General features: G+C 73.0%; 10 protein-coding genes and 2 pseudogenes. 5 read left to right on the forward strand and 7 right to left on the reverse strand.

What is annotated here, in order from left to right; all coding sequences use genetic code 11:
* Positions 1–55: 55 nt before the first annotated feature.
* The 6 genes and pseudogenes from ACZ8AI_RS00275 to ACZ8AI_RS00300 form a co-directional block, all read right to left on the reverse strand.
* On the reverse strand, positions 56–454 hold the full coding sequence (locus ACZ8AI_RS00275) for a L,D-transpeptidase (protein ID WP_464855635.1): 399 nt from the start codon (positions 452–454) through the stop codon (positions 56–58).
* A complete protein-coding gene (locus ACZ8AI_RS00280; protein WP_464855637.1) occupies positions 403–2106 on the reverse strand; it encodes a hypothetical protein in 1704 nt (567 codons plus the stop codon). The genes ACZ8AI_RS00275 and ACZ8AI_RS00280 overlap by 52 nt, the downstream gene beginning before the upstream one ends.
* A 286-nt stretch (positions 2107–2392) precedes the next feature.
* Entirely contained in the window at positions 2393–2557 is a 165-nt protein-coding gene (locus ACZ8AI_RS00285; protein ID WP_464856326.1) for a hypothetical protein, read from the reverse strand.
* Positions 2558–2870: 313 nt separating this feature from the next.
* A pseudogene (purB, locus tag ACZ8AI_RS00290) lies at positions 2871–4034 on the reverse strand (adenylosuccinate lyase); the annotation flags it as partial.
* Positions 4035–4053: 19 nt separating this feature from the next.
* Entirely contained in the window at positions 4054–4497 is a 444-nt protein-coding gene (locus ACZ8AI_RS00295; RefSeq protein ID WP_464855639.1) for a low molecular weight protein-tyrosine-phosphatase, read from the reverse strand.
* A 186-nt stretch (positions 4498–4683) separates the two neighbouring features.
* Positions 4684–5082, reverse strand: coding sequence for a phage holin family protein (locus ACZ8AI_RS00300; RefSeq protein ID WP_464855641.1), 399 nt, complete (start codon positions 5080–5082; stop codon positions 4684–4686).
* Positions 5083–5132: 50 nt separating this feature from the next.
* On the opposite strand from ACZ8AI_RS00300, the gene ACZ8AI_RS00305 reads away from it, so the two are divergent.
* The 5 genes and pseudogenes from ACZ8AI_RS00305 (at position 5133) to ACZ8AI_RS00325 (ending at position 10802) form a co-directional block, all read left to right on the forward strand.
* Complete coding sequence (locus tag ACZ8AI_RS00305) at positions 5133–6212, forward strand: histidinol-phosphate transaminase (RefSeq protein ID WP_464855643.1); 1080 nt, start codon at positions 5133–5135, stop codon at positions 6210–6212.
* Positions 6213–6235: 23 nt separating this feature from the next.
* Positions 6236–7438: a thiamine pyrophosphate-dependent enzyme gene (locus tag ACZ8AI_RS00310; RefSeq protein ID WP_464855645.1), complete on the forward strand. Its 1203-nt coding sequence runs from the start codon at positions 6236–6238 to the stop codon at positions 7436–7438.
* Between the two features lie 19 nt (positions 7439–7457).
* Complete coding sequence (locus ACZ8AI_RS00315; protein WP_464856328.1) at positions 7458–8417, forward strand: alpha-ketoacid dehydrogenase subunit beta; 960 nt, start codon at positions 7458–7460, stop codon at positions 8415–8417.
* Positions 8418–8472: 55 nt separating this feature from the next.
* Positions 8473–10056: pseudogene (locus ACZ8AI_RS00320) on the forward strand (dihydrolipoamide acetyltransferase family protein).
* A 170-nt stretch (positions 10057–10226) separates the two neighbouring features.
* Positions 10227–10802 carry a GNAT family N-acetyltransferase gene (locus ACZ8AI_RS00325; protein WP_464855647.1) on the forward strand — a complete coding sequence of 192 codons (576 nt, stop codon included), beginning with the start codon at positions 10227–10229 and terminating at the stop codon, positions 10800–10802.
* Here ACZ8AI_RS00325 and ACZ8AI_RS00330 read toward each other — a convergent pair.
* The gene (locus ACZ8AI_RS00330) at positions 10764–14249 is read right to left on the reverse strand and encodes a phosphatidylglycerol lysyltransferase domain-containing protein (protein WP_464855649.1); all 3486 of its coding nucleotides are present in this window, start codon (positions 14247–14249) and stop codon (positions 10764–10766) included. The two genes, ACZ8AI_RS00325 and ACZ8AI_RS00330, sit on opposite strands and share 39 nt — an antisense overlap.
* Positions 14250–14285: the final 36 nt, after the last annotated feature.

Genomic DNA, 14285 nt, shown 5'->3' on the forward strand with positions numbered 1-14285 from the left:
TGGTGCGGTGCGCGGCGGGGCCGCCCCGCGCCTCCAGGCCGGATCCCCGGACCGGTCAACGCACCTGGATCGGTGTGCCGAGCGGCAGCAGCTTCGCGAGCGCGCTGATGTCGGCGTTGTGCATGCGGACGCAGCCGTGCGACGAGTCGGTCCCGATGCTCGACGAGTCGTCGGTGCCGTGCAGCCCGATCTGCCCCTGACCGCCGCCGAACGAGTTCAGCACGTCGGAGAACGCGGTCGTGCCGTACGCGTACGGGCCGTACCCGGCGTTCGTCGGCGCCAGCAGCTCCGTCAACGCGAAGTGCCCCGTCGGGGTCGGTGTGCCGCCGGTACCGGTCGCGACGGGGTAACGGTCGACGACCTTGCCGGCCTTGTAGAGCTTGAGGGTGTTGGTCGACGTCGTCACCACGATCGCGTACGGGTCGGCGGACAGGTCGACGGATCCCTTCTCCACCCAGCCGGTGCTGCGCCGTTCGGACGCTGCGCGAGCTGCACCTGCACCCACCCGTCCTGCTGCGCCACCACGAGGAACACCAGCGGAGCGCCGGAGGCCTGGGGGTTCGTCAGGGTCGTCGTGGACCGCGCCACCGGGGCCGGCGTGCACCGCGATCGACGCGCCCCGGACCGCAGCGACCGTCGACGTCGCCGGCGCGTGCACCCGCGTCCACCGGAACGCTCCCCGGCGTCGGTGTCGGAGTCGGGGTCGGTCCCCGGGTCGCACTGGGCGTCGGCGTGCTCGGGGCGACCGACGAGGGCGGTCGAGGTCGGCGCGGCGACCGGAGCCGACCACGGCCGCATCGCCAGGACGACGATCACCGCAGCGACGGCGATCGCCACGAGGGCGGCGAGCACACCGGGGCGGAAGCGTGACGACGACGGTCGGGGCACGGTGCGGCTCCTCGGTTCGGACGTGGCGACGGCGCCCGGCGTAGAACTGGCCGGGCGCCGTCGGACGCCGCGGTGGGCGTCGGGTCGGTCGGTGCTGTCGATCAGCCGGTGAAGGCCGCGCTGCCCGAACGGGGACCGCGACGGGGCCGGGTCGTCCACCGGGGTGGGGTCGGTGCCCGGCGTCGTCGGGTCGGCCACGACCGTCACGGCGAAGCTGACCAGGATGCCGCTGTCGGCACCGCTCAGGGTGATGACGACGTCACCGGCCGGGATGTCGGCGCTGAACGTGGCGGTCCCGGAGACGTTGCCGTCCGCGTCGGCGGTGAAGACCTGGTCGGCGGGGAGGTACTCGAGGTCCTGCAGCAGGACCGCGGGCTGGACCTTCTCACCCGGCAGGAAGCCGGTCGCGGTGAACTGCACGCCCGGGTCGCGGAGCGACGACTGCGTGGTCGGCGTCTGGACGCGCAGCGTGCCGGTCGGCTCGGGGGTGAAGTAGGTGTTGTCGCTGTTCCGCGAGATCCCCGTGACCGTGCCGGTCGCGGTGATCGTCAGCGCGCCGTACGCGTTGATCGTGGCGTCCGGCGCGGTCGCGGCGAACTGGGCCTCGAAGGCGGCGAGGGTCGCCGGGGTGCCGGCCGCGATCGTGCCGACCGGGAGGCTGGCGGTCCAGGTGCCGTCGACGGCGGTGGGGCCGGTGGCCGAGGTGGTGAGGACGATGCCGTCGCCCGGGGTGTTGTCGGGGGAACCAGCGGCGTCGACCACCAGCGCGTACCGCGCGTCGCCGGTGGCGATGAGGTCGGCGGTCCCGAGACCGAGGCCGTCCTGCGATGCCTTCACCGTGCTGCGGACGTCGGTGAGGTCGGTCGCGGCGCTGCCGGTCGTGACGTGTGCGAGGAGCGTGTTCATCGGCAGCGTCACCCCGCTCGCGCCGAACGTGGGCGTGCCGCCCGTGGTGAACCAGGTCGCCGGGAAGCTCCCGGTCGTCCAGGTGGCGAGGTCGTCGGCGGTGACCCACTCGGTGCCGGCCGGCGTCGCGGCACGGCTCTCGGGCGAGGCCTGCGCAGCGGTGCCCTCGCCCGCGGTGCCCGTGATGGACTGCTGGGACGCGGTGGGCGTCGGGGCCGGGGCGTTCTCGGCCGTCGCGACGCCCGGGAGGGCGACGAGCGCGGCTGCGAGCGCGGTCACCGCGGCGGCGGTGGCGATGGTGGTACGGCGCATGGATGGGTTCTTCCGGTTCGAGCACCCGAGCGGGGTACAGCGCAGACCCGGTTCCGTGCTCCGCGTCGTCGCGGTCCCCCCAGCGTCCGACGCGAGCCTACGTGAGGAAGCGTCGGACGTCACGTGAACGTCCGGAAACGTCGGCGCTCGCAGCCCGCGCAGTCCCGCGCCGCCCCGCGAGTCCCGCGCCGTCCCGCAAAACGCAACGAAGGCGGATGCTCGCAGAGCTATGCCGCTGCGAGCATCCGCCCAAGTTGCGTTTTGCGAGCGGGGAGGGCGTGCGCGCTCAGACGTCGAGGTGGTCGACCAGCTCGTCCGCCAGACCCGTGTACGTCGCCGGCGTCAGGTTCGTCAGCCGTGCCTTCGCCCCGGACGAGATGTCCAGGCCGTTCACGAACGAGACGAGGTCCGCCTGCCCGATCCGCTTGCCGCGCGTGAGCTCCTTGAGCATCGCGTACGGGTCCTCGATGTTCGACTGCCCGGCGGGGGGGGGGGGGGGGGGGGGGGGGGGGGGGGGGGGGGGGGGGGGGGGGGGGGGGGGGGGGGGGGGGGGGGGGGGGGGGGGGGGGGGGGGGGGGGGGGGGGGGGGGGGGGGGGGGGGGGGGGGGGGGGGGGGGGGGGGGGTGGGGGGGGGGGAGGGGGGGGTGTGTGTGTGTGTGTGTGTGTGTGTGTGTGTGTGTGTGTGCGGGGGGGGGGGGGGGGGGGGGGGGGGTGGGGGGGGGGGGGGGGGGGGGGGGGGGGGGGGGGGGGGGGTGGGGGGGGGTGACCTCGGCGCGGATGACCGTCTGGATGGCCTCGGCGAGCACCTCCCAGTTGTGGTCGAGGTCCTCGGCGAGCCGGGCCTCGTTCACCGAGACTTCGCCCAGACCGCGGCGGAGGTTGTCGAGCGCGAGCAGCGAGTGCCCGAACGCGACGCCGATGTTCCGCTGCGTGGTCGAGTCGGTGAGGTCCCGCTGGAGCCGCGACGTCACGAGGGTCTCGGACAGCGTGGAGAACAGCGCCGACGAGATCTCGAGGTTCGCCTCGGCGTTCTCGAACCGGATGGGGTTGATCTTGTGCGGCATCGTCGACGACCCGGTGGCACCCGCGATCGGGATCTGCGTGAAGTACCCCATCGAGATGTAGGTCCACACGTCGGTCGCCAGGTTGTGCAGGATGCGGTTCGCGTGCCGCACCCGGTCGTACAGCTCGGCCTGCCAGTCGTGCGACTCGATCTGGCGTGGTCAGCGGGTTCCAGGTCAGGCCGAGGCCCTCGACGAACTCGCGGGAGAGCGCGGGCCAGTCGGCCTCGGGGTCGGCGGCGAGGTGCGCGGAGAACGTGCCGGTCGCCCCGGAGAACTTGCCGAGGTACTCGCCGCCCTCGATCTGCGACAGGACGCGCTCGAGCCGGTAGACGACGACCGCGAGCTCCTTGCCGAGCGTGGTCGGGGTGGCGGGCTGGCCGTGCGTGTGGGAGAGCATCGGGACGCTCTTCAGCTCGTCGGCCATCGCGCGGAGCACGGCGAGCACGGCCTTGTACGCCGGGAGCCAGACCTGCTCGACGGTGTCGCGCACGGTCAGCGCGTAGGAGAGGTTGTTGACGTCCTCGCTCGTCGCGGCGAAGTGGGTGAGCTCGGCGATCGCGCGTCGAGCCCGAGCTCCGACAGCCGGCGACGGACGAAGTACTCGACCGCCTTGACGTCGTGGCGGGTCGTGGCCTCGATCTCGGCGAGTTCGGCGATCTGGTCCTGCCCGAAGGTCTCGACGACCCGGCGGAGCGCGGCCTTGTCGTCGACGCTGAGCGGCGACGTGGTGAACATGGCGTGGTCGGTCAGGAAGATGAGCCACTCGACCTCGACCACGATGCGCGCGCGGTTGAGGCCGGCCTCGGAGAGGTGCTCGCCCACCGTGTGCACGATCGGGTAGTAGCGCCCGTCGAGCGGGCTGATCGGCTGCGGGGGAAGGGGGTCATGGGGCTCCCTGACGGACGGCCGGCTCGAGTTGGCGGAAGAGCGCCCGGCAGGCCCGTTCGACGGTCGAGAGCACTCGGTCGAACTCGTGCCGGTCCGCGTAGTACGGGTCCGGTACGTCGGTCTGCTGGGGCCAGGCGTCGTCGTACCGCAACAGGAGCGTCACCTTCGCGGCGTCGTCCATGGTCGGGGCCCACGAGCGCAGGATGCGTTCGTGGGAGCGGTCGAGTGCGACCACCAGGTCGAGGTCCGGGAACCGGTCCGGGTCGAACTGACGGGCGCGATGCCTGCTGCCATCGTATCCGCGCGCCGCGAGTGCTGCGATCGTGCGCTCGTCGGCGGGTTCACCGACGTGCCAGTCGCCGGTGCCGGCGGACTCGACCTGGAAGCGCTCGGCCATGCCGGCGTCGGCGGCGAGCTGCGCGAACACGATGCCGGCCATGGGGGAGCGGCAGATGTTGCCGCTGCAGACGAACGAGACACGGAACGGGGGGGGCGCCGGCGTCCGTGGTCATGGGGACATCATGGCGCAGCGCGGGGGCGTCCGCGACGGTCGTCCCGTCCGTCGCGTCCGTCGCGTCCGTCGTCCTGACTGGAGGCGCGGCGCCGGTCGCGTCGTCGGCTCGCGTCACGCGCGCTGACGGTTGAGCACCGGGCGGGTGAAGAGCCCGATCAGCCAGGCGAGGACGGCGAGCACGAAGGCGCCGACGATGCCCCAGCCGAAGGACTCCACCTCGAGCCCGAACCCGAAGGCGGAGGAGATGCCCGCGACGATGAGCAGCAGGATCGCGTTCACGACGAACGAGATGAGCCCGAGCGTCAGGATGTAGAGCGGGAACGCCACGATCCGGATGAGCGTGCCGATGACCGCGTTCACGAGACCGAACACGAACGCCACGAGCAGGTAGGTCAGCACGGTGGCGAGGGTGCCGCCGTCGCCGAACGGGGTGACGGAGACGCCGCTCACGATGAGCGTGGTGAGCCAGAGCGCAACGGCGTTGACGACGAGGCGGACGAGGAATCGCATGCCCCCATGATGCCCTCCGGGTGCCGTGCGGGTGCAGATACCCTGACGGGGTGACTGACGCGCGCGTGCACATCCGGCCCGAGATCGCGGTACTGCCTGCCTACAAGCAGGGACGCCAGGCGGCCGCCGACGCCTTCAAGCTGTCCAGCAACGAGAACCCGTTCCCGCCGCTCCCCGGCGTCGTCGAGGCCGTGCAGGCCCAGACCGCGTTCAACCGGTACCCCGACGCGACCGCCCTCGCCGTCCGCGCCGTGCTCGCGAACCGCTTCGGCCTCACCGTCGACGAGGTCCACGTCGCCTCGGGCAGCGTCGCGATCCTGCACGAGCTCGCGAAGGCCACGTCCGGACCCGGCGACGAGATCGTCTACGCCTGGCGGTCCTTCGAGGCCTACCCGGGCGTCGTCACGGTCGCCGGCGCCACGAGCGTGCAGGTGCCGAACCGCCCCGACGGCGGGCACGACCTCGACGCCATGGCCGCCGCCGTGACCGACCGCACCCGCATGGTGATCGTCTGCACGCCGAACAACCCGACCGGGCCGATCGTGACCGGCCCCGAGTTCGAGGCGTTCATGGAGTCGGTGCCGTCCTCGGTGCTGGTCGTCCTCGACGAGGCGTACGCCGAGTTCGTGACCGACCCGACGGCCGTCCGGGGTGCCGCGCTGCTCGTGCGCTACCCGAACCTCGTCGTCCTCCGCACCTTCTCGAAGGCCTACGGGCTCGCCGGACTCCGCGTCGGCTACGCCTTCGGGCCGGCGTACGTGCTCGACGCCGTACGTGCCTGCGCGATCCCGCTGTCGGTGACGGCGCAGGGGCAGGCGGCGGCGCTCGCCAGCCTCGAGCGCGAGACCGAGCTGCTCGAGCGGGTCGCCGAACTCGCAGCCCTCCGCGACCGGATCGTCGCGTCGCTGCGGGAGCAGGGCTGGCCCGTACCAGAGGCGCAGGGCAACTTCGTGTGGCTGCCGACCGGCGAGGGCACCGCGGTCGCGGCCGAGGCGTTCGAGCGCGCCGGCATCATCGTCCGGGCGTTCGCACCCGAGGGCATCCGCATCTCGATCGGCGAGCACGAGGCTGTGGAAACGCTCCTCGAAACGGCCCGTGCACTTGTGGGGGACCTCCAGGCAGCGGGGTAGTCGCTGCCGCTACGCTGGCCCGCATGTCATTCCGCGCCGCGGCCCCCGCGACGACCACCATCCGGCTCCTCGACACCGAGGGCCGGTTCGTGGAGACCGACGAGAACGCCGAGTTCGCCGCCGCCGCGCGGGCGATCCCGGACGAGACCCTGCTGGCGATGCACCGCCGCATGGTCCTCACCCGTCGGTTCGACCACGCCGGTCACAACCTCCAGCGAACCGGACAGCTCGGCCTCTGGGTCCCGAGCCACGGGCAGGAAGCCGCCCAGACGGGTTCGGCCTTCGCCCTCCGCGCGCAGGACCACGTGTTCCCCTCGTACCGCGAGCACGCCGTCACGATGCACCGCGGCGTCGAGCCGATGGAGATCATCGCGATGTACCGCGGCCAGACGCACGGCGGCTGGGACCCGGACCAGCGGGGCAACACCCACATCTCGACGCTCGTGATCGGCTCGCAGACCCTGCACGCCACGGGCTACGCGCTCGGCCAGAAGCTCGACGGCGACGTCGGCACGGGCGACCCCGACCGCGACGCCTGCTCCATCGTCTACTTCGGCGACGGCGCGACGAGCCAGGGCGACGTCAACGAGGCGTACGTGTTCTCGGCGTCGACCAAGGCGCCGGTCGTCTTCTTCCTGCAGAACAACCACTGGGCGATCTCGGTCCCGGTTTCGGTGCAGTCGCCGACGCCGCTCGTCGACCGCCCGCGCGGCTTCGGGATCCCGAGCGTGCTCATCGACGGCAACGACATCCTCGCGTCGTACACGGCCTCGGTCGTCGCCACCGACCACGCCCGCGGCGGCAACGGTCCGGCCTTCATCGAGGCCGACACCTACCGCATCGGTGCGCACACGAGTTCGGACGACCCGAGCCGGTACCGCGCCGACGGCGAGCTCGAGGACTGGGTCCGCCGCGACCCGATCGTCCGCTCCGAGGCGTACCTGCGCTCGAAGGGCGCGACGGACGCGCAGTTCGCCGCGTTCGACGAAGAGGGCGAGGACATCGCCGCCGACGTCCGCCGCCGCACGAACGCGCTCACGCCGCCGTCCATCGACGTGATGTTCGACAACGTCTACCGCGAGCCGCACCCGCTGATCGCCGAACAGAAGGCCTGGCTGGAACGCTACGAGGCCGGCTACGAAGGGGCGCCCACGCATGAGCACCACCGAGCAGCTCTTCGACTACACGCTGCGCTCCCACCCGGGCGCCGGCGAGGTCCCGAGTGACCCCACCCCGACCCTGACGATGGCCAAGGCGCTGAACGCCGGGCTCGCCGCCGCGATGCAGGCGGACGACAAGGTCCTGCTGATGGGCGAGGACATCGGCCAGCTCGGCGGCGTCTTCCGCATCACCGAGGGCCTGCAGGACAAGTTCGGCCCGGAGCGCGTGCGGGACACCCCGCTCGCCGAGGCCGGCATCATCGGCACCGCGATCGGCCTCGCCCTGCGCGGCTACCGCCCGGTCGTCGAGATCCAGTTCGACGGCTTCGTGTGGCCCGGTTTCGACCAGATCACCTCGCAGCTCGCGAAGATGGCGAACCGGCTGCCGGCGCACATGTCGCTGCCCGTCGTCATCCGCATCCCCTACGGCGGCCACATCGGCGCCGTGGAGCACCACCAGGAGTCGCCCGAGGCGTACTTCGCGCACACCCCCGGTCTGCGCGTGGTCAGCCCGAGCACGCCGAACGACGCCTACTGGATGATCCAAGAGGCAATCGCCTCGAAGGACCCGGTCGTCTTCCTCGAGCCGAAGTCGCGCTACTGGCCGAAGGGGCAGGTCGACCTCGTCGACGGCCACGTGCCGATGCACACCACCCGCGTCGCCCGCACCGGCACCGAGGTCACCCTCGTCGGCCACGGCGCGATGGTCGCGACGCTCATGCAGGCCGCCGAGCTCGCCGAGTCCGAGGGCACCAGCTGCGAGGTCATCGACCTCCGATCGATCTCGCCGATCGACTGGGAGCCGCTGCTCGCCTCGGTCCGGAAGACCGGTCGGCTCGTCATCGCGCAAGAAGCGTCCGGATTCGTGAGCGTCGGCAGCGAGATCGCCGCCACGGTCGCCGAGAAGGCGTTCTACACGATGCAGGCACCGCCGTTGCGGGTCTCCGGGTTCGACGTGCCCTTCCCGGTGTCGAAGCTGGAACACCTGCACCTGCCGGACGCCGACCGCGTCCTCGAGGCCGTCGACCGCGCCCTCGCCTACTGACACCCTGTCCGTCCGACACCCGTCCGACCTCGTCCAGATCGCCGAAGGAGCCGTAGTGGCCGCCGCCGAATTCCCCCTGCCCGACGTGGGCGAAGGCCTGACCGAGGCCGAGATCGTGCAGTGGCGCGTCGCGATCGGGGACGAGATCACCGTCGACCAGGTGCTCGTGGAGATCGAGACGGCGAAGTCCCTCGTCGAGCTGCCCTCGCCGTTCGCGGGCACGGTCACGGGGCTGCTCGTGTCCGAGGGCGACACGGTCGAGGTCGGCAAGCCGATCATCCGGGTCGACTCCGACGCGTCGGTCGCATCCGGTGCAGCCGTCGGGCAGCCGGGAGGCGCGGCTCCGGTCGCCGACAGCGTCCCGACCTCGCCGGTGGTCGCGGCCACCCCCGCCCGCCCCGGCCGCTCCCGCGGCCCCGGTCGCGCAGACCCCGTCGGCGCCCGCCCCGGTCGCCGCGCCCGTGCCGGCTCCGGCCGCGGCCGCCCCCGCTCCGGCGGCACCGGCCCCCGCACAGCCGGTCGCCGTCGACGCCTCCGTCGTCGGGACCGACGAGTCCTCCGGCGCCGTCCTCGTCGGCTACGGCTCGGCGACCTCGTCGCCGTCCCGTCGCAAGCCGGGCGCGCGCCGGGCGGCAGCGCTCGCGGCCGAGGCGAGCCGCGCCTCCAGTGTGGGACGCCGCGGCGGCAGCCGAAGCCGCCGTCGACCCGGGCGAGGACAGCACCGCCGAGGCGATCACCGCGCAGGGCTCCGCACCTGCGCGCAAGCAGAGCGTCGCGACGAACGTCCTGGCGAAGCCGCCGATCCGCAAGCTCGCGAAGGACCTCGGCGTCGAGCTGACCGAGATCGTCGCGACCGGCTTCGCGGGCGAGGTCACGCGGGACGACGTCATCCGTCACGCCAAGCAGGCCAGCGTCTTCCGCAACATCGAGACGCCCGGAGTGGGGCGACGTCCGCAGTGAGACGATCCCCGTCAAGGGCGTGCGCAAGGCCATCGCGACCGCGATGACCACCTCGGCCTTCACCGCTCCGCACGTGTCGCTGTTCGTCGACGTCGACGCGACCCGAACGATGGAGTTCGTCAAGCGACTGAAGTCCTCGCCGACGTTCGCGGGCGTCAAGGTCTCGCCGCTCCTCATCGTCGCGAAGGCCGTGATCTGGGCCGTCCGCCGGAACCGTTCGGTGAACTCGACCTGGACCGACCGCGAGATCATCGTGCACCACTTCGTGAACCTCGGCATCGCGGCGGCGACCCCGCGCGGCCTCATCGTGCCGAACATCAAGGACGCGCAGGACATGTCGCTGTTCGAGCTGGCGCAGGCCCTCGAGGAGCTGACCCTGACCGCCCGCGACGGCAAGACGACGCCGAAGCAGATGGCGAACGGCACGGTGTCGATCACGAACATCGGCGTGTTCGGCATGGACACCGGCACCCCGATCCTCAACCCGGGCGAGGTCGCGATCGTCGCCATGGGCACGATCAAGCCGAAGCCGTGGGTCGTCGACGGCGAGGTGCGGTCGCGCATGGTGACGACCATCGGTGCGTCGTTCGACCACCGGGTCGTCGACGGTGACGTAGCGTCGCGGTTCGTGCACGACGTGGCCTCGGTGCTCGAGGAGCCCGCGCTCCTGCTCGACTAGTCGCCGCGCCGCCGCCCCGCGCCCTCAAACCCAGTCGAGGGAGCAGGAATCGTCGGGTGGTCGTGGCGGACCCGACGATTCGTGCTCCCACGATGCGGACGTCCGCACCGGAACCGCACTCGTCGCGCGCCGTTCACCCGGATGTCGGTGGGCGGCGGGATGATCTCCCCATGGTCCACCAGCTCCTGATGCCCTCGCAGGAGATCCGAACGGATCGCCTCCTGCTCACCCCGCTCACCCCGTCGGACATCGACGACGTGCACGCGGTCTTCTCCGACGCGCGCACGTGGACGCACCTGCCCGCGGGGCGGCACACGGTGCGGGCCTCCAGCGTCGACCTGGTGCAGCGCAAGATCGGCGGGCGTGCCCGGCACGGTCTGGGCTCGTGGGCGGTTCGATCGGCTGCCGATCACGCGTTCCTCGGGGTCGGCGGCGTCGACATGACCGCCGCCGGGGTGTGGAACCTCGGGTACCGGCTGGCGCCCTGGGCATGGGGGCACGGCTACGCGACGGAGATCGCCCGCGCCGCTGTCGGTGCTGCCGACGACATCGTGCCCGAGGTCCTGATCACCGGTCGCGTGCTGACGAACAACCCGGCCTCGGCCGCGGTGCTCGAACGCGCAGGGCTCTCGCTCGTGTGGCAGGGATCGACCTCGTCGACGCTGCCGGACGGCGTGGAGCGCCAGGTCTGGGCCGATCGAGCACTGTCACGGACGCAGCGGGCCTGGCTCGTCGCCAACGCCTGACGACGGGGTTCGGGGTGCCCCCGGCTCCCGCGGCATCACTCCGGCGGTGACGGCGCAGAGCACCAGGAGCACCGCGGCGAGGGGCACGAGCACGACCGGCCCGAGGCTCAGCACCAGGACCGCGACGAACGCGACGACGGCCAGCACGAGGTGCGTCACCGCAGCGCCCCCGAACAGGGTGTCCGCCTCGTGCGGCAGCTCCGCACGCAACGACCACTGCACGGTGTTCCAGTCGTGGCCGCTCCCCGGTGCGAACGCGATCGTGGTCGTCCCACCGGCCTTCCGTGCCGCGGCCCCGAGGGTGCGGGCGTTCGCGCTGAACTCCTTGTCCGCCGACCCCGCGGTGAGCCAGAGCGTGTCCCCGTCGAGCCCGTTCGCCCGCATCTGCGCGATCGGCGCTGCCCGCTTCCACGCCGCGACGGATCCGCCGAACGCCTGGTCCGCGCTGTGCCGGGGGTTCTGGTCGATGGGTTGCAGTTCGCTCGAGATCGCGAGGGCTGCCCCGAACCGGTCGGGAGCACCGGTGACGAACTGCATCGCGCAGGTCGCCCCCTGCGAGAACCCGACGAGGCCCCAGGCGCGGCGGTCGGTCGTGACGGGCAGGTGTGCGGTGAGCCAGCGGGGGACGTCCTCGGTGACGTAGGTCGCGGCCTTCCCGAGCCGTGAGTCGACGCACATCGTGTTCAGTCCGGGCGCGGAGAGCTGGTCGACCGAGACGACGATGGGCGCCCGACCGTGGTGCGCGGCGGCGTAGGCGTCGAGCACGGTGCCCATCTGCCCGGCGGTGAACATGTCGCTCGGGGCCCCGGGCTGGCCGGAGAAGGCGAGCACGACGGGCAGCGGAGCGGGGTCCCGCACGAGGGCGGCGGGTGGCAGGTAGACGACGGCCGGACGGGCCGGGAAACCCGAGCGTGTGCCCGGCACGTCGACGGTTCGGACCTCGCCGACGGCGGGCAGCGTGGCGGCGGGGGCGGCTGCGAGGTCGAGCGCTGGGTAGGGTTGCTCTGCACGACGGTGCCGAGGGTCGGGTACTTGGCGAACTCGACGTTCACCCCGAGCGCGGGCACGAGCAGCGCGGCGGGGACGAGCACCGCGGCGAGGACCCGACGCCCGCGGCCACCCTGCACGATGCCGGTGACCGCCAGCCCCAGGGCCGCGGCGGCGACGGCGACCCACATGCGTGTGACGGGGCTCAGCGCGACGCCGAACAGGTTGAGCACGTCGGTTGCAGACCCAGCAGACGACGAGCACCGCGACGGCGGACCCGGCGGCGACGGCGGCACGGAGACCGACCGACCGCCACGCGCCCCGGTCGCGCACCCGTCGCAGCGCCGGCAGGAGCACCACGAGGCCGAGCACCGCGAACGCGACGTCGGCCGGCACGAGCTTCGACGGCGCCTGCAACTGCGTCGCGAGCAACCACGCCGTGGGGCTCACGAGCGCACCGCAGCCCGGTGTGCCTGTCGCAGCGCCCACAGGTGCTTCGGCCGGAGGCCCGGCACGTACGCACTCGCCAGCGCCCGGGCGACGCGCGGCACGTGCAACGGCGTCGGCACCACGATCCAGAGCGGTTCGTGTCGGGCCCCGAACTTCTCCTTGAAGCGCTGCAGCGACCGGAACCCGTACACGGGCTCGAGCACCCGGGCGACGAGGAGCGAACCGCGCGCGACGAGGGCACCGGCGCCGGCGTGCGCGGCGAGCGGCGTCCCGGACAGGCTGATCGTGGTCAGTCCGGCGTCGCGGGCGCGCAGGGCGGCTCCGGGCGATGAGGAACTCGATCACGCCGGGCATCCCGTCCTCGCCGCGTCGCATCACGTCGAGCGTGTACCCGGTGAGCGCGCGGTGCTCGTACACCGGCAGCCAGCTGGTGACCGCGGTCACGTGCCCGTCCGCCGCGACGGCGAGCAGGAGCCGGACGTCGGGGTCGTCGAGCTCGCGGAAGCCGCCGAGCGTGAAGCCCATCTCGGGCAGCCGTCGGTCGGCCGCCCACCGGGTGCAGATCGCCTCGACCTCGGCACGGTGGTCGTCGCCGAGGGCTCCGAAGGTGGTCCACTCGTCGCGGACGCCCTCGCGGTCGGCGCGGTTCGAGGCCGTCCGGAGGTCCTGCCGCTTCTTGCCGCGCAGGTCGAACGCACGGACGTCGAGCACCGACTCGACGCCCACGGGCAGCGCCGTCCAGCCATCGGCCGCGAGGATCGCGCGCACCGGTTCGTGCACGCTCGTGAACGCCGGCACCCAGCCGTTGCGATCGCAGAAGGCGGTGAACGCGGCCACGACCTCGGCCCGGTCGGCGGCGGCGCACGCCGGGTCCGAGACGGTGAGCGCCACCTCGCCGCGGACGCGGTAGGCGACGGCTCCGAGACCGTCCGGGTGCGTCCAGGTGGCGTTCCCCCGCCAGGTGCCCATGTGCCCGAGCGTGCCCGCGTCGCCGTCGCGGAGCATCCCGACCAGGTCGTCGCGGCAGCTGCCGGCCGCGCGGAACCGGCCGCGGACGAGCGTGCCGCGCAGGGCGATCACGACGAGCAGCACGACGGCGGGCACGAGCCACGCGCCGAGCAGCGTGACCTGCCACTCGACGGCGTCGAGGCCGAGGCCCTGCCACCGCACGGCGTCGTCGGTCATCGGCTCGATGAGGAACACGTCGGCCAGCACGGCGGTGAGCGTCACGAGCACGCCGGCGGCCAGGACGATCCCGGCCCGACGCCCGCGCTGCACGAGCCACGCCGCCGCGAGCAGCAGGAGCCCGACCGCGACCACGGCGCGGTCGCTCATGGCGTCGGAGAAGATCGAGAGCACGCCGTCCGGGTCCGGTACGACGAGGGTCACCAGGGTGCCGGCACCGAGCGCGATGAGCGTCGCCACGACCCACGTGCGCGCGCCGACGGTGTCGCGGGTGGTGCGTGGGTCCGGACGGGAGGCGCGGCGCACGACGGCGGCGCCGGCTGCGGTCCCGAGCAGGGTCGCCAGGGCTCGGGCCAGGTCCGACCCGTGGCCGGCGAAGAGCACCAGCGTGAGCACGACGGTCCACAGGGCCGCGCGCGTCCGCCACCGGTGCTGGGTCGGCATCGCCGCCGAGGCCGCACCGAGCAGTGCCGCGGCGACGACCGACGGGGCGAGGAGCGGCTGGCCGACCGCGAACTCGGCGTGGGCCTCGCCGAGTGCGGAGCCGATGGTCACGGTCAGCAGGGCGCCGAGCACGCCGAGCGTCGGCGCGAGGACACCGATCACGAGGGTGCGGAGCGACCCGAGGGAGCGTTCGGCGAGGACGGTCGTCAGGGCCACGGCGACCAGCGCCAGGCAGGCGACGGGCGGGTGGTGCGGGAAGTCCGGTTCGGCGTGGGCCATCCGCGCGGTCACGACGAGCACGGCCGCCGCCACGGTCACGGCGACGGAGACCGGGAAGCGACGGAGTCGTCCGAGCAGAGCTTGGAGGTGCCACGATCTCATCCCAGCCGATCGCGGGCACCGCGTCATCGCTCCGCG

The sequence above is a fragment of the Curtobacterium sp. AC273 genome (assembly GCF_979253735.1).